Origin of the sequence: Geobacter sp. (assembly GCF_030834625.1) — a bacterium.
Classification (GTDB): Bacteria; Desulfobacterota; Desulfuromonadia; order Geobacterales; family Geobacteraceae; genus Geobacter.
Map to the genome: position 1 here is coordinate 134,727 of NZ_JAUQXO010000010.1, position 16,802 is coordinate 151,528.

Genomic DNA, 16,802 nt, shown 5'->3' on the forward strand with positions numbered 1-16,802 from the left:
CAAACCTGAACCAGAACAATGAGACCACGCGTAGCGACGCAATTGGATAGAGGACGTAAGGGAGGTACCGATGCATCTCGAACTGACCGAAGAACAGAAGCTGATTCAGGACACTGCCCGGGACTTCGCCAGGGCCGAACTGGAGCCCGTCGCGGCGCAGCTGGACCAGGGAAACGATCGGGGCCCCCTGCTGGCCAACCTGAAGAAGCTGGCCGAACTGGGCTTCATGGGGCTGAACGTGCGGGAGGAATACGGCGGCGCCGAAGCCGGGGCCATCTCCTTCAGCCTGGCCATGACCGAGATCGCCCGGGCCTGCGCCTCCACGGCCGTCACCGTGTCGGTCAACAACATGGCCGCCGAGGTGATCCAGGCGGTGGGCTCCGAGGAGCAGAGGCGGGCCTACATCCCTAAGATCTGCTCCGGCGAGTATGCCGCCGCCAGCTTCGCCCTCACGGAGACCTGCGCCGGCTCCGATCCGGCCGGGATGGTGACACAGGCCGTGGACGACGGGGACTCCTGGGTGCTGAACGGCTCCAAGATCTTCATCACGAGCGCCTCCTATGCCGGGGTCTTCGTGGTCTGGGCGGTCACCGACAAGGCGGCCCCCAAGGGAAAGGGAATCAGCTGCTTCCTGGTGGAGGCCGGAACGCCCGGCCTCATCATCGGCAAGGAAGAGCACAAGATGGGGCAGCACGCTTCGGCCACCAACGAGGTGATCTTCTCCGACTGCCGCATCCCCAGGAGCGCCATGATGGGGAAACTGAACGACGGTTTCCGGATCGCCGTGAGCGAGCTGGCCGGCGGCCGGATCGGCATCGGCTCCCTGGGGCTCGGCGTCGGGCTGGCGGCCATGGATTACGCCACCCGCTACGCCACCGAGCGGAGCCAGTTCGGCCAGAAGATCAGCTCCTTCCAGGCGATCCAGTGGATGGTGGCCGATGCCTACACCGAGCTGGAAGCGGCGCGGCTCCTCCTGATGAACGCGGCCTTCCGCAAGGACCAGGGGAAGTCGTTCGCCAAGGAGGCCTCCATGGCGAAGCTCTACGCCACCGAGGCAGCCAACCGGGCCTGCTACTCGGCAATCCAGATGCTCGGAGGGTACGGCTACACCCGGGATTTCCCGGTGGAGCGCTACGCCCGCGATGCACGGATCACGTCCATCTACGAAGGTACCAGCGAGATCCAGCGGCTGGTTATCTCTCGGGAAATCCTTAAGAATTTTAGCTAACAGAACAACCATATAAGGAGGTATGTATGGGCGCAGATAAACGCATAACCCTGCAGCAGGCCGCCGAGATCATCAAGGACGGCTCCAGTCTCACCTTCTCCGGATTCACCATCTGGCGCCGTCCCATGGCCATCGTCTTCGAGCTGATACGTCAGCACAAACGGGGGCTCCACCTCATCGAGGTGAACGGCGGACCCCACACCGAATTCCTCGTGGGGGCCGGATGCGTGGATGTCTGGGAGTCGTGCTGGGTTGGGCACGAGCTCTACGGCAAGTACGGCGCCAACCTCTCCCGCAAGGTGGGGAACAAGGAAATCATCGTCGAGGACTACAGCCACGCAGAGATGATGTTCCGCTTCGCCGCCGGCGCATCCGGCGCCCCCTACGCCGCCACCCAGACATCCCTCGGTACCGACATCCACAACCCCGAATACGACATGCTCGGCCGCGCCGGCAAACGGGACGGGAAGCGAATCCCCAAGCACAAATACATCTTCACCGAAGACCCCTTCTACGGCGCGGGCTCACAGGTGCTGGTGCCGGCGGCAAAGGTGGACATCGCGATAATGTGCGTCCAACAGGTGGGGGAAGAAGGGACGGTGCGCACGAGCGGCCAGTACTACTCAGACCCCGAGGCAGCCCGAGCCGCGGACATCACCATCGTCATGGCCGAGGAGATTGTCCCCGAGGAGTATCTGCGCCGAGAGGCCGACCGCAACACCATCACCAGTTTCGAGGTGGACTACATCCTGGAATGCCCCTTCGGCGCCCACCCCACCGGCATGTTCGGCCGCTACGACGTGGACGGCGCCTTCCTCAAGGATTTCTATGGCCGGACACGGACCCAGGAAGGGTTTGACGATTTCACGAAGGAGTGGATCACGGGGCTCGACCACATGAGCTACCTGGAAAAGCTCGGCTGGCCGCGGATGCTTACCCTGAAGGCGAACACCGCGCTCAACTACTCGACCGGCGTGAAGAGGGGGCAATGATATGAGCAGAGAGTACGCGAATCCGGAAGAATACGGCCTTGCCGACCTGCTGTGCTGCGCGGCGTCCCGCGAGGTGCAGGACAACGAAATCGTCTTTGCCGGCACCGGCCTCCCCATGGTGGCGATCATGCTGGCTCAGAGAACCCACGCCCCTAACCTTAAACTCATCTTCGAGGCCGGGACCCTGGACGGCCGTCCGCCGGCAATCCCCACGTCGGTGGGCGATGCCCGGTGCGAAATGGGAGCCTCCCGCTCATCGGGGCTCTACGACGCCTTCAGCATCGCCCAGCGGGGCTACGTGGACCTGGGCTTCCTGGGGGGCGCCGAAGTGGATGAATACGGCAACGTGAACACCACCTGCATCGGCGACTACCTGAACCCCGAACTGCGCCTCACCGGCAGCGGAGGCAATCCCGACATCAACTCCTTCGCCAAGCGGACCGTCTTCATCATGGTCCACGAAAAGCGCCGCTTTACCCCCAACGTCAGCTACATCACAAGCCCCGGCTGGCGGGTGAAAAAGTGGCCGGAAGGCGACTTTGTCCATCGCCGGGAGCTCTACGGTGCCGCCTACCGCGGCGGCCCCTCAGCTGTCATCAGCACTGCCGGCGTCTTCCGCTTCGATGACGAAACCGGCCGCATCTACCTGGACACCTGCCACCCCGGCAAGACGCCTGAGGAAATCAGGGAGATGTGTCACTTCCACCTGGACATCTCCCGGGTCAGCGGCGAAACCCTCCCCCCCACCCGTGAAGAGCTGCACTTCATCCACGACGTCCTCGATCCCGAGCAGATATTCATCCCCAAAGTGAAAAATGCGTAGGCGTTTAGTGTAATTTTTTAAGCAACTCGACACATTAACCGGCCGATTGACAAAAAAGCACCGTACGCAGGGAGAAAATAGCTTCCCGTGCGTACGGTGCTGGTCCCAGTCCTGAGGGGTACCGGGCCATTTCGTTAAACTAGATGCGGTTCATTCTCCTGGCTGCCTCCATGAGTTCACCCCGGAAGTCGGGATGGGCGACATTGATCAGGTTCATGGCCCGTTGCTTGGCGGTCTGGCCCCGGAGCTTGGCTACCCCGAACTCGGTCACCACGTGATCCACATCGTTCTTGCTGGTAGTGACAGACGAACCTTGCATCAGGGCCGGAACGATGCATGATATCGTTCCATTCTTGGCAGTTGACGCCGTGCAGATGAATGCTTTCCCGCCTCGGGATCTGTTGGCACCGCGGGCAAAGTCGGCCTGTCCGCCCGTGCCGCTCCATTGCAGGTGGCCAAAGGATTCGGAACAGCACTGCCCAAGCAGATCCACCTGAATGGTGGCATTGATGGCAACCATATTGTCGATTTGGCCTATGACGCACGGATCATTGACGTAGTCCACCGGATGCATCTCAATGGTGGGGTTTTCGTTCATGAACTCGAATACTTTCCGCGTTCCCAGGGTAAAGGTACCCACGGTCTTGCCGCGGTGGATGTTCTTGCGGGAATTGTTTACCGCGCCGGAAAGCATCAGATCTACAATGCCGTTAGAGATCAGTTCGGTGTGTATTCCCAAATCCTTCTTCTTGAGCAGTGCAGTGCAAACCGCATTGGGAATGCCGCCCCACCCCATCTGGAGGGTTGATCCGTCCTCGATCATTTCAGCTATGTAGCCGCCGATGGCCTCTTCAACCGCAGAAACGGGGGGGATATCCAGCTCCTTGAGGGGTTCGTCGCACTCGATGATATGGGTAACTTCGGAGATGTGAATATGACAGTTGCCGTGGGTACGGGGGCACTGGGGGTTCACCTGCACCACAACCTTTCCCCCAGTCTGCACTGCTTTCCTTACTGCTTCCATGGTGTAGCCCACGGACAGACTGCAGGTAAAGTAGCCATATTCATCCATGGGGGAAACCACGGTTCCCGCCACGTCGACGGGCCAATAATCCCGCATCAGTTTGGGGACCTCGCTGAAGTGGTTGGGGACAAAGTCTGCCCACCCTTTCTGCACAGCTTCGCGGGAAACGTGACTGGTGAACCACGCATTTACCTTGATATGCGGGACCGAATCCTCGGTGAAATAGTCGGGACAGAGGTGATGCTGCTGGTTGACGACAACCCCTTCCAATTCTCGCTTGCGCGCCGCCAACGCCTTGACGAAGAGGGTCGGCTCTCCTACGCCGAGGGGAAAGCAGAGGTGATCGCCAGACTTCACGATTATTGCTGCTTCAGTCGCAGTGCAGAGTTTCTGTTTGTACTCCTGCTGAAAACTCTTTTTGGTTTGTGTGACGGTGTTCACGGCTGATACCTCCATTTTGAATATGTTCTGATAGACTGAACAGTTATTCCGTAAACCTGCGCTTGGTTTGTGCCCAATTTCACTACATTCCCATCAAGTAATCCATTCCAGCTTTGATTCCCTTCACCCCGATGATAATGACAAAAACATACACATCCTGGATATTCTCCTTCCGCAGGTGACGTTTATGCTCCAGCAGACATCGTAATGAACTACATAGCAAGGGCAATACCAAAACATTGTTTTTCTACAAATCAAATGCTTTTTCTCGATTTCCTCGTAAATCCACCAGTTTCGTCGAACACGCATCATGTATACGGGAATTCACTCGATTATCCATGTAAACTTATGTTGTCACCAGATAGACTGAATTGAATTGACAAACGAGATAAATGCTCTTTTTAATCAGACAGTTGAACGAGATTTACAGTTCTTGTTCCACATGTAAACAATAGTTTACACTTCTTGACGTCTATGCGCCATTCCGAACTGACCAGGCATACTTAATAAATTTTGCTCACTTCTTAATAAACACTGCGTTTCAATTTATAACATTGTTAGCGACATGGAGTAATAGATGCTTGTGAGGTGAACAGGGTGTGAATATGGCAGGTGGGGTAATCAGGCAAGTTCATTAATCGGTCTCAGGATTGTGGGCACACTATCCCCGGCCAGTTTTTCTGCCCTTTTGCTTGCGTGTGGTGTTCAGGCTGGGTGTTCATCCTGACCGGCGTGCTTTTGCAGCTTTTTGTAGAGTCCCTGCCGTGAGATCCCCAAGAGTTGGGCAGCATGGACCTTGTTCCCGTGGCTGGACTCGATTGCCTCGTGAATGAGCAGCTTTTCAAATTCGTCGACAATCTGGCTGATATCCTTTTTGCCGAGACTGGCGCGGATGAACTCCTCGGCTCCCGGGGCAGTGGCGCGGGCGGACTCTATACCTTCACGGGGGAACAGCCGGCAAAGCTGATCGGGAAAATGCTCTCTCTTGATCAGAGGACCGACGACCACGTTGAACGCGCTTTCAATCACATTGCGGAGTTCGCGGATGTTCCCCGGCCAGTCGTAGCGCCTGATTATATCCCATGCCTCGTCATCGAGTCCCTGCACGTCAAGTCCGAATTCAACGTTAAACTTGTCGATGAAACTGCTGATGATGGACGAGATATCCTCCATTCGCTCCCGAAGCGGGGGGATGGTGAGGGTTACCACGTTGAGCCGGTAGTAGAGATCTTCCCGAAATTTTCCTTCCTTGACCTGCTGCTCGAGGTTGCTGTTGGTAGCTGCCACCAGTCGGACATCGACATTCCTCGAGCTTGTGCTTCCCAGCGGCGTCAACTCCTTTTCCTGCAACAGCCGCAGCATTTTGGCCTGCATATAGAGTGGCATGTCACCGATCTCGTCAAGGAAGATGGTGCCGGTATGGGCCTGTTCAAACCTCCCGAGTTGCCCCCCCTTCTTGGCTCCAGTGAAGGCACCCTCCACATAACCGAAAAGCTCCGACTCCAGAAGGTGTTCGGGTATGGCTGCGCAGTTCATCTTGACGAATGGCGCATAACGTCGGTTGCTGGCGGAGTGAATGGCGTGGGCGAAAAGCTCCTTGCCGGTCCCGCTCTCCCCTCGCAGGAGGATGTTGGAGGTCTTGAGGGCGACTCGCTGAAGGATATCCTTCAACTCCGCGATCTTTCTGCTCTGGCCGACGATGCTGTTGATATCGTATTTGAAGAAGGCCTCGCTGCCCGTAATATTTCGTTGTTGTTTCCGCGGTTCCGACGCGGCCAGGCGGCTGGCAATGAGGGTGATCTCCCGTATGTCACTAAAGAGAATCTTTCCCACGCAGCCGATCACCCTGTCTTCCTTGATAAGCGGAAAGATACTGGCGTACACCTGTTTGCCGTTCAGATAATGGGTGATGCCGATCTCCGGCTTGCCGGTTTCCATCACCAAAGGCATGCGTGAGGGCTGGGAATTATTGGTATAGGCTTGCTGTATGTGCTTGCCGATCATGGTCTGCGGGGTTGTATCGAACAGTTTGGCGAAAGACTGGTTGACCAGGACCACTATGCCCTTTCGGTCAACAACAATAATTCCATCGTGATCAAAATTCAGGAAGGAATTGGTTGAACGGAGAATTTCACCGAGGTCGTCGGTCGAGTCGGTGACATCTTCGGGAAGCATCCTGAGGAGCGACAGCGCCCCTCCCACAATCCGGTCATCCTCGATGATCGGCACGTAATCGCAGACTATATGCTTCGTCTCCAGCTTTATGATCTGGTGGCTGAAACTGATACCGCTTCGCATGAGGTTGCCGAGGTTCGCCAGATCGAAGATATCTCCGATCCTCCGTCCCAGGAGGGCCTCTGGAGGCATGCCTATCAGCCTGCCGGCGGTCTCACCGAGGGAAACAATTCCGAGATCGGTGTCCACCCGGAGAATCCCTGCACGGCCAGCCTCTACCGGCGGGTCCCCGATCGACCCACCCATCGCACTAACATCGGCACTATTCATAAAAACCTTTTCTCTCGCTTACCTACTCCAATAGACTAATTTGTGTTTAGAAGGCGTCAACACCACTCACAGCAGCGCTCGCACAAGCTAGACTTTTATGCGTATTATTGAGTATATGCAAGGGGTTAGATTCTTGTCAACGATTTGAAACATTATTTTAATTGAATGCATACTATGGCTATACACCATTCAAAGCGCACCCTAAAAACCATGTGGGATTACCGTTGAACACCTGTGCTTCGATTTCTTCCGGCAATTTCAGTTCCCTCACCATTGTTTATGTAGTCAAGAACCGTTCCGGCATGGCGAAGGAGAGCGTCTGAGACAAAACAGATGTCGCGTGCAACGGCTTCCCCATGCTGACGCCCCGTAAAACAATGCATGTGGACATCGATAATATCAGGAGACTTGATCCGATTGCTGTTCATTGGACCTCCATGACTAGGCACCAGCCTTGGCTTCCGCTGTTCTCTTTTCCAGAAAAGCGGTGGCCGCTTCCAGTGCAAAATATCATCGACAAGGGCTGTTCCGGGAGGCATTGGGCACATCGTCCCGTTGAAAGGTCAGGTCTTTGTTTTACGTACGGGACATTTATGGAAGGATTGAAGCGTGTATTTCTGTCACCTGCAGCCCGCCGGGTAACATGAAAGAAGAGAAACACTACGTTGGCAGGAGAAGGGTTCTACGGCTCGTCGATGCCTTCAAGGCGATGGATTGACGCTCCCGGAACAATCTTCCCCCCCCGGAGAACCCGCGCAAAGATCCCCTCTTTCGGCATGACGCAATCTCCCGCCTGGTAGTAGATGGCACAGCGGGTATGGCACTCTTTCCCTATCTGGGTCACCTCCACGACTGCCTCCCCCAGCTTGAGCAGCGTTCCTATCGGCAGAGCAACGAGATCGATCCCGCTCGTGGTGATATTTTCGGCAAAGTCGCCGGAATCGACGTCGAGCCCGAGGGCACGCATTTTGGCAATGCTCTCCGTGGCCAGGAGACTCACCTGTCGGTGCCAGTCACCCGCATGGGCATCACCGATAATGCCATGGTTTTCACGCAACTCGACGGCGATAACCGGCGTTTTACGCTCTCCCTTATTCTCGCTGGTGCACACAGACATGATGACTGGCGGCATGGCAGGCTCCTCTCTCCGTACAGGTTCTGCTGATCAGTCATCCGCCGACGGCGGCCATGGCGAAGGGGGTAAACTGCTGCTCCGCTTCCGCCAGCAGGTGCCGCCGAGGCTTGAAAGTTACCACCTGGCGCAGGGCCGCCGCCAAAGCTCTGTCGTCCCCGATAGCAAGAAACGGCTTCAAGTCGACTTCTCGATCCGAGAAGAGACAGCTTCGTGCCCGCCCGGCCGCCGTCACCCGAATCCGGTTACATTCTTCACAGAAATGACCGGTGACGGGACTGATGATGCCGAACGTCCCGGCGGCACCGTCAACGCGGAAAATTCTGGCAGGTCCCGCGAGACTTTCCCGCGCCTCGGACATGAAGGTGAAGCGTTCGGCAATCCGCTCGAGAATGGTATCTCCTGGAACCACGCGGGATTCCCAGTCTGTCGCCTTTATGGCCGGCATGTACTCGATGAAGCGCACCGTCACCGCCCGGTCCATGGTCATGGCGACAAAATCGAGGATCTCGTCGTCATTGATCCCGTTCATGACAACCATATTGATTTTAAGGGGAAAGCCCGCCCGTTCGGCAGCATCGATACCTGCCATGACACGGCCCACGTCGGCCCCCCGGGTGATGGCGGAAAACGTGTCCGGCTTGAGGGAATCGAGACTGATGTTCAGCCGCTGGACGCCGGCGAATTTGAGACTCTCTGCCATCTCTGCCAGATGAAGAGCATTGGTGGTCAGCACAAGTTGCCGCAAGCCGGGAGTCTCCGCCAGTTGCGCGAGGAAACCGAGGATTCCCTTGCGGACGAGAGGCTCGCCTCCTGTCACCCGAATCTTCTCTATCCCCAGGGAAACGGCAGTCCGTGCGATGCTTAACAGCTCCTCGTAGCTCAGGATCTCGCGGTGGGAACGAAGGGGCAGCCCCTCCGCAGGCATGCAGTAGACACACCGCATGTTGCAGCGATCCGTAACGGAGAGCCTCAGATAGTTAATCGTCCTGCCGAAGGTGTCAGTTAACTCCATGGAGAACTCCTTCGTTCTACCGGGTCGTGAAAGTCGTGAAACCGTATCGTTCGAGCCCGGTCCGCTTTGACCCTTCTTTCTTACCGTCAGACATTCTGCCCCGCATCAACCTAATGACTTCAGGTACGCTGAAATATCCCGAAAAGGGGAGGTGTCGCCACCTCCCCTTTTCCGTTTACACCCGCTCAAAGACCGTCGCAATTCCCTGACCGACGCCGATGCACAGGGACACGAGCCCGTAGCGCGAGCCGCGGCGTTTCATCTCATGTACCAGCGTTGCCGTTATGCGTGCCCCGGTGGAACCCAGAGGGTGACCGATGGCGATGGAGCCGCCGTTGACGTTCACCTTTGCCGGGTCTATTCCCAGCTCACGGATGCAGGGGATGGACTGGGCGGCAAATGCCTCGTTCAGTTCGAAGAGATCGATGTCTTCGACCTTCAAACCGGCCCGTTCCAGCACCTTCTGGATCGCGGGAATGGGACCGAGCCCCATGTAGGAAGGATCACAGCCGACAACGGCGCTGGCAACGACCCTCACAAGGGGCTTGTAGCCGAGCTTCTTGGCGGTTTCGGCCTCCATCATGAGCAGTGCTGCTGCGCCATCGTTGATGCCGCTGGAGTTGCCGGCGGTGACGGTGCCGTCTTTTCTGAAGGCAGCCGGCAGTTTGGCCAACTGCTCCATGGTGACGTCGTTGCCCCGGGGGAACTCGTCTTTGGAGACAATGATCGGGTCACCCTTCTTCTGGGGAATGACGACGGGAACGATCTCGTCATTGAATCTGCCGGCAGCGTCGGCGGCAGCCCATTTCTTCTGGGTCTCAAGGGCGAATTCGTCCTGCTCCTGGCGGGTGAGACCGTACCGCACCGCCACGTTCTCGGCGGTTTCGCCCATCCCTTCCTTGGCGTACGGTTCGGTCATCTTCGGGTTGGTGAAACGCCAGCCGATGACCGTGTCAAAGACCTTGATGTCGCGGGAGAAGGGCGATTCCGCCTTGGCCATGACAAAGGGGGCGCGGGTCATGGATTCGGTGCCGCCGGCGATGAAGACGTTCCCTTCGCCGACCTTGATGGCCTGGGCTGCGCTGTTGACAGCGTTCAGGCCCGAGGCGCAGAGACGGTTGATGGTCTGCCCGGCTACCGAGTAGGGCAGACCGGCAAGCAGTGCCGCCATCCGGCCCACGTTGCGGTTGTCTTCGCCCGCCCCGTTTGTGCAGCCGAGTACCACATCCTCGATCAGGTTCGGATCGAGGTTGTTGCGCTTGACGAGCTCGGCTATGCAATGGGCTGCCAGATCGTCAGAGCGGACATTTTTTAACGCGCCGCCGAATTTTCCCACCGGCGTCCGTACGGCATCGATGATTACTGCTTCACGCATTGAAACCTCCATGACTCAGAGATGTTTGGATTTCTAGATATATTGGCCGCCGTCCACTTTGATGCATTCGCCGGTGATGTGGCGGGACTTTTCGCTACAGAGGAAGGTGACCAGCCAGGCCACTTCTTCCGGCTGACCCATGCGGCCAAGGACGATGTCCGCCAGGGATTTCTGCTTCACGTCTTCCGGCAGGGCTGCCATCATTTCGGTCTCGATGAGGCCGGGGGCGATGGCGTTGCAGTTGACGTTGGATTTTGCCAGTTCCCGGGCGATGGTCTTGGTGAGGCCGATGATGCCGGCTTTGGCGGCGGCGTAGTTCGCCTGGCCGAATTTGCCGCGCATGCCGTTGATGGAGGTGACGTTGACGATCTTGCCGCTCCCCTGCTCTTTCATCAGGGGGGCAACGGCGCGACAGTAGTTGAAATAACCCTTCAGGTTGATGGCAAGGCAATCATCCCACTGCTCCTCGGTCATTTTCCAGATGACGGCGTCACGGTTGACCCCGGCGTTGTTCACCAGGATATCCACGCTCCCCAGTTCTGCGACGACTTTGTCCACCATGGCCTGGGCATCCTTGAAGCTGGCTACGTCAGCCTGGACCGCGATGGCCTTTTGCCCCATCTTCTGGATTTCGGCACAGATGGCGTTGGCTTCCTCGGAGTGCTTGCGGTAGTTGATGGCGACGTTGGCACCGTTTTTTGCCAGGTCCAGCGCGATGGCGCTCCCGATACCAAGACTGGCGCCGGTTACAATTGCATTTTTCCCTTTGAGATCCATGTTCTCCTCCTTGTTAGACTGCTGGGTTGGTGTTGATATTTCGGCGATCCTGCTACTGGGCCGGGCGTCCAAACTTTTAGCATTATGGTAAACAAGTACTGCAATACCTTTTTTATGTCAACAAAAATTTACTTGCGCTTGTAAGTCATTGTCGTCGCTTCAATTATTCCGATGATCGTACCTGCGATCCATCCAAATACGAGGAGAGAAAATGGAGCGGCTTTTAGTAGGCACGGGCGGCAAGGATGGCTCAGGTCTTATTCCGTTGCTATCTATTTTTGTGCAGAGAGTGGCGGCTGCAACGGGGCGATTCATGACAACTCACCATTGCTGTGTTATTAAGTAACGATACCTGCCCCATCACCTGAACATCCCAATGGGTGAGGCGCCACAGAAAGTATGGCAAAGAGGGAATCCACAGGATGATCCCGGTTGAGATCGTTTCCATAATCTCTCTCCTATATATTGGCCTTTTATACGCCGTTGCCTTTTTTGCCGACAAACGGTGTGAGGCAGGACGGAGCATTGTTTCCAACTCTTACATCTATTCCCTCTCCCTGGCGGTTATTTACACCTCCTGGACCTTTTACGGCTCCGTCGGGCGGGTCGCCACCAGCGGTATAGAATTCCTCGCCGACCACCTGAGCATCACTCTGGTGGCTTTCATCTGGTGGTTCCTGCTGCGCAAAATGGTACGCATCAGCAAAGAACAGAATATCCGCAGCATCGCCGATTTCATCTCCAGCCGCTACGGAAAGTCACCCCTTTTGGGCGCGATTGTCACCATTTTCGTCATTGCAGCGATTCCTCCTTACATAGCACTGCAGCTCAAGGCGGTGGCCTACACCTTCGATCTCCTCACAAAACCGCCCCAAATGGCCGGCGGATTAAATAATCTTATTCCCGCACTTCCTCCGTTCATTGATACCGCCTTTATCGTCACCCTTTTCCTCGCCCTTTTCGGTGTCTTGTTCGGGGCAAGGCACTTGGACGTCTCCAAGCGCAATGAAGGATTGGTGGCTGCCATTGCCCTGCAGGCGGTGGTCAAGTTCATTGCCTTCATCACCGTCGGGATATTTGTTACCTATGGCCTCTTCGACGGCTTCACCGACATCTTCAACCGCTTCGCCGCCCAATTCCCCGACCGGACACACCTCTTTCTCGTGGGGACGCCGCAAGTCCCCTATTCTTTATGGTTCTCCCGCTTATTTATGATCATGATGGCGATCATGTTCCTTCCCCGCATGTTCCATGTCATGGTTATCGAGAATGCCGACGAGGAACACATAAAAGATGCCATGTGGCGCTTGCCGGCCTATGCGTTTCTGCTCGCCTTGTTCGTCGTGCCCATAGCCCTGGGAGGGATCATCATCAACGAGGGGAATACCGCCACAGCCGACTTTTTTGTCATCAATCTTCCCTTGCAGTCAGGTCACCCATGGCTGGCGATGCTGGCCTTCATCGGTGGCTTCTCCGCTTCGGCGGGAATGGTCATTGTTGAAGCGGTGGTTCTTTCCACCATGATTCTCGACCATCTGGTGTTACCAGTCATTCTGAAATTCAAAGTGGAAGCTTCCGACATATCGAAGGTTCTCCTCACCATAAAAAGGGCCGGAATCATTGCCGTCGTCTTTCTCGGATACCTCTACTATCGGTTCATCAGCGAGTCATACGCACTGATCAACACCGGGATCGTCACGTTTATCGCCGTTGCCCAATTCGCACCATCCATAATCGGCGGGCTCTTCTGGAAACGTGCAACACGTCGCGGTGCGATGACCGGACTGTTACTGGGATTTATCTTCTGGTTTTACACCCTGCTGATCCCCTTGTTTGTTCAGTCGGGGTGGCTGAATAGGAATATTCTGGAAAGCGGCCCCTTCGGTCTCGGCTTCCTGCGCCCGCTGGAACTCTTTGGCCTGAGCGGTCTCGACATGCTCTCCCACGCGCTATTCTGGACCCTTTTCTTCAACCTGGGGGGATTTATTGCCTTTTCCCTCCTGACCGAGCCGGACGAAACAGAAGCCGAACAGGCCGTCAAATTTGTGGATGTTTTTGAAACTCGCGAAGAACCAGTCAAGCGCAAAAGAATGAGCAAGGCATTTGCCATCGTGGAATTCGTCGACCTCATGACCAAGTTCATCGGCAAAGAACAGGCCCATGCCGCCATATCCAGATTCCTTGAACACCAACGGATCGATGAAAAGGGGAGCCTCTCGGAATACGAACTCCCCATTCTGAAACGTTTTACCGAGAAGGTTTTGGCCGGTTCGGTGGGCGCCGCCTCGGCCGGCATCATCGTGGATAGCTATCTGGCTGCACGGGGGAGTGAACTGGAAGATGTTTTCGACCTGTTCGGCACGGTCACCCTCAGCCGCACCGCCAGCCGGGAACAACTCGGCGTTCTTTACGAGGCTGCCCGGGTTGTGGCCGGGAAATCCGACCTGAAGACCATACTGGACAACATCCTGGAACTCCTCCAGCAGCAGTTCAAGTTCGACATGTGCGTTATCCGCATTCTCGATGAAGAAACGAAGGTTCTTACCGTACAGGGGCAGAAAGGGATGAGCTCGGATCACCTTGATGAATCGGACCGGGAATTGAGCCTTGAGACGTACGCCGGAACAGCCTATCTCACCAACTCTGCCGTAGTGGTCAACGATACGGATTTCATGGACAAACCAGTCTCCGCCCGGGTTGTCAGGCGGGAGGGATTCAAGTCCTTTGCCCATGCCCCCATTACGATCGAGGGAAACCCTGTGGGCATTCTGTCAGCCTTCTCAAAGTCAATGAAGGGAATTTTTACCGAGGAGTTCGTTGAACTCTTCACTAATCTGGCGGGACAGATCGGGATAGCCCTTCGCAACTTTCAGCAGGCCGAAAAACTGATTAAGGCGAAGGAACATGAAAAGGAGATGCAGATCGCCCGGACCATCCAGATGGGGCTCCTGCCGACACGCGCCCCGGCTGTCACGGGAATATCCCTGGCGGGAGCATGCATTCCAGCCCGCGAGGTGGGAGGGGATTATTATGATTTTCTGCTTCGCGGCACCAGTAGTCTGGACCTGGTCATCGCAGACGTATCCGGACATAATGTCGGTGCAGCCCTGCTCATGGCGGAAGTCCGCACCATCATCCAGGCCGAGGCAAAGGTCATCCGGGGTCCCGGCGAGATACTGAGTGTCCTCAACGAATTTCTCTATGAAGACCTCACCCGTGCCGAGCTCTTCATTACCATGTTTTACCTGAACTACGATGCCGACATGCGGAAGCTTTCCTTCGCCAGCGCCGGACACAACCCGCCGATGGTCTGGAGGTCACATTCGCGAACCTGTGAGTGCCTTGATGCAGAAGGTCTTATTCTCGGCGTAAAAAGAAAAGTCACGTTTGAAGAGAAACAGGTGCTGCTGCAGCCAGGAGATATTCTGCTGCTGTATACTGACGGCATTACCGAGGCATCCAATCCTGTTGGTGAATTTTTCGGCGAAGTTCGGCTCTGCTCCCTTATTGCCGAGTATCACACACTTCACCCACAACAGATTATCGATAATTTACTTACTCAGGTCAGGTCGTTCGCCGCAAGCCAGAACCTGACCGACGATGTCTCACTTGTCATTCTGAAGGTGGACTAGCCATAATGGTGGGTACGGTTCAATCTCCGCGCTCGCAGGACGCCTGATAGGCAAGTATCCGTGCACGCATCTCATCGGGGAAAGGGGTCACCTTGAAGGAACCGGTTGCATCCGAGATATAACAGGCCGACATCCGCACATCGAAACAGGGCTTTCCCTTTTCATCATATCCTATCACGTCATAGCCGATGCTTGAACTTCCCAGCCGAGGAACCGTTACTGCCATGGTAATCACCTGCCTGGGCACCAGGGGGGTCAGGCACTCGCACCGGATCTCCAAAAACGGAACACCCCTCTGGCGAATACACTGCTGCAGCCACGATATGCCCAAGGTCTCCCGGTACCATTCCCCCACTGCCTCAACGGCGTAATTGAAGATCCTCGGAGCGTAGACAGTCCCGGACACCGTGCAATCTCCAAAGACCACCAGACGCTGGCTGGTAAACGGCACCTTGCCGGCTGGACCCTCAAGCCGCTGTCGGCATGGATTCCGTTCATCCCTTCTGACGAAGCCGCGCACCTTTTTCATGGGGGTACTCGCCAAATCATCACAGGGTACCAGACAAGCCTCGATTCGCTGGCGATACCGCGCCGGAATCGGGGTAGATTCGACGTTGTCCCCCTCGCTGAACCGCGCCTGAAGGGTGACCCGGAAGAAGGTTTCGCCAGCGGCACTCTGCCCAACGGCACTAAATGTCATGGTGGCCCGATCGATGCCGACCACCTTAACCAGCACATAAACAATCTGGTCGGCAATCACGGGTCGGAAGTATTCGCACCCTATCTGCACAAACATTGGATCGAGATTGTGCCGAATTACCAGATCTGCCCAGGAAACACCCAGCACATCCTCATACCAGGCCTCAACCCCCTCCACGGCATAATCAACAGCCCGCGGCGTAAAATAGACACGCGCGGAGTCACAGTCTCCAAAATCGACTCGTCGCCGATATGAAAACGTTGTCCCAGACATGTGTCCCCCTTTATGAACAGCAGTAACAATATGACCTTACGCTGGATAATGCTTCAGAAATACCCAAGCTTGGATGATATGTCCGCAGCCCCCTTTTCCACGAGTGGAATAAGTTTTTCATTTATCAGGTCAGCGCCGAACCGCGTAATCGGCCCGGGAAGTACAACTGCCCCCACAACATTTGAACTGTAATCGCGAACAGGAGCCCCGACACAGATGACTCCCCCCTCCAGTTCTTCCTGATTGACGGCATACCCTTGTCGGGCAATCTGCCGAAGGTGCTCCAGCAAGTGTGCAGGGTTGGTAATCGTATTCGGCGTAGTCCGCTCAAACTCATGGTCTGAAAGAAACTTTGCCAGTCTGTCTTCAGGTAGGTAGGCCAGTTGCACCTTTCCGGCTGCTGTGCAATGGGCAGGAAGCCGCATGCCGATGGGGGGTACGACCCGTACCGGGTGGCTGCACTCGACCGCATCAAGGCAGATAATGGAAAATTCTCTCAAGACCGTCAGGCAGACCGTCTCGTTGCATTCCCTGACCATTGCCTCCATGGTTGGTCTCGCACGACTGACGAGCCTCATCTGCCTGGCAACCATCCGACTGAGGTGAAAGGCCTTGAGACCAAGCCGGTAGCTGCCGGTACGCGCGTTTTGCTCGATAAACCTGCGGGACTCAAGGGTGGCCAGCAACCTGAACACGTTATTCTTGGGAAGCTGCAGACGCCTCCCCAGCTCGCTCAGACTGAGCTCGTTGACATCGCCCTGGAACTGCTCCAGAAGCTCAAAAGCATGGTCGACCGATTTTATCAAAGGTACCGCTTTGCTTTTTGTCTTCATGGTTCGTGTTCCCTCCGGCTGTCAGGAAACGTACAACGAAGAAATCCCCCGG

Annotated in this window: 13 protein-coding genes; 4 read left to right on the plus strand and 9 right to left on the minus strand. The window is 56.1% G+C overall.

The genetic code is table 11. The features are described 5' to 3' along the window. Positions 1-70 precede the first annotated feature (70 nt). From RCH91_RS01960 to RCH91_RS01970, 3 genes are read left to right on the plus strand one after another with little or no spacing between them, the layout of a single operon-like run. A complete protein-coding gene (locus tag RCH91_RS01960) occupies positions 71-1,228 on the plus strand; it encodes an acyl-CoA dehydrogenase family protein (RefSeq protein ID WP_306532842.1) in 1,158 nt (385 codons plus the stop codon). A 26-nt stretch (positions 1,229-1,254) separates the two neighbouring features. After that, positions 1,255-2,220: a CoA transferase subunit A gene (locus tag RCH91_RS01965; RefSeq protein ID WP_306532843.1), complete on the plus strand. Its 966-nt coding sequence runs from the start codon at positions 1,255-1,257 to the stop codon at positions 2,218-2,220. Between the two features lies 1 nt (position 2,221). Next, complete coding sequence (locus RCH91_RS01970; protein WP_306532844.1) at positions 2,222-3,043, plus strand: CoA-transferase subunit beta; 822 nt, start codon at positions 2,222-2,224, stop codon at positions 3,041-3,043. Positions 3,044-3,182: 139 nt separating this feature from the next. Here the strand turns inward: RCH91_RS01970 and RCH91_RS01975 are convergent, their stop codons facing one another. From RCH91_RS01975 to fabG, 7 genes are all read right to left on the minus strand, one after another. Beyond that, positions 3,183-4,508 (minus strand): acetyl-CoA hydrolase/transferase family protein, encoded by a 1,326-nt coding sequence (locus tag RCH91_RS01975; RefSeq protein WP_306532845.1) that lies wholly within the window; start codon positions 4,506-4,508, stop codon positions 3,183-3,185. 705 nt (positions 4,509-5,213) lie between these two features. Next, positions 5,214-7,013 carry a sigma 54-interacting transcriptional regulator gene (locus tag RCH91_RS01980; RefSeq protein WP_306532846.1) on the minus strand — a complete coding sequence of 600 codons (1,800 nt, stop codon included), beginning with the start codon at positions 7,011-7,013 and terminating at the stop codon, positions 5,214-5,216. 218 nt (positions 7,014-7,231) lie between these two features. Then, positions 7,232-7,441 (minus strand): hypothetical protein, encoded by a 210-nt coding sequence (locus RCH91_RS01985; RefSeq protein WP_306532847.1) that lies wholly within the window; start codon positions 7,439-7,441, stop codon positions 7,232-7,234. A 254-nt stretch (positions 7,442-7,695) separates the two neighbouring features. After that, on the minus strand, positions 7,696-8,145 hold the full coding sequence (locus RCH91_RS01990; RefSeq protein ID WP_306532848.1) for an MOSC domain-containing protein: 450 nt from the start codon (positions 8,143-8,145) through the stop codon (positions 7,696-7,698). A gap of 37 nt (positions 8,146-8,182) precedes the next feature. Next, the gene (gene moaA / locus RCH91_RS01995) at positions 8,183-9,160 is read right to left on the minus strand and encodes a GTP 3',8-cyclase MoaA (protein ID WP_306532849.1); all 978 of its coding nucleotides are present in this window, start codon (positions 9,158-9,160) and stop codon (positions 8,183-8,185) included. 175 nt (positions 9,161-9,335) lie between these two features. Next, positions 9,336-10,535: a thiolase family protein gene (locus RCH91_RS02000; RefSeq protein WP_306532850.1), complete on the minus strand. Its 1,200-nt coding sequence runs from the start codon at positions 10,533-10,535 to the stop codon at positions 9,336-9,338. A gap of 33 nt (positions 10,536-10,568) precedes the next feature. After that, on the minus strand, positions 10,569-11,312 hold the full coding sequence (fabG, locus tag RCH91_RS02005) for a 3-oxoacyl-[acyl-carrier-protein] reductase (RefSeq protein ID WP_306532851.1): 744 nt from the start codon (positions 11,310-11,312) through the stop codon (positions 10,569-10,571). Between the two features lie 422 nt (positions 11,313-11,734). Here fabG and RCH91_RS02010 point away from each other — a divergent pair, with 422 nt between their 5' ends. Further along, complete coding sequence (locus RCH91_RS02010; protein ID WP_306532852.1) at positions 11,735-14,944, plus strand: SpoIIE family protein phosphatase; 3,210 nt, start codon at positions 11,735-11,737, stop codon at positions 14,942-14,944. 19 nt (positions 14,945-14,963) lie between these two features. Here the strand turns inward: RCH91_RS02010 and RCH91_RS02015 are convergent, their stop codons facing one another. Then, complete coding sequence (locus RCH91_RS02015; protein ID WP_306532853.1) at positions 14,964-15,740, minus strand: acyl-CoA thioesterase; 777 nt, start codon at positions 15,738-15,740, stop codon at positions 14,964-14,966. A gap of 230 nt (positions 15,741-15,970) precedes the next feature. Then, positions 15,971-16,750, minus strand: a complete 780-nt coding sequence (locus RCH91_RS02020) for an IclR family transcriptional regulator (protein WP_306532854.1) — start codon at positions 16,748-16,750, stop codon at positions 15,971-15,973. Between the last annotated feature and the right edge of the window lie 52 nt (positions 16,751-16,802).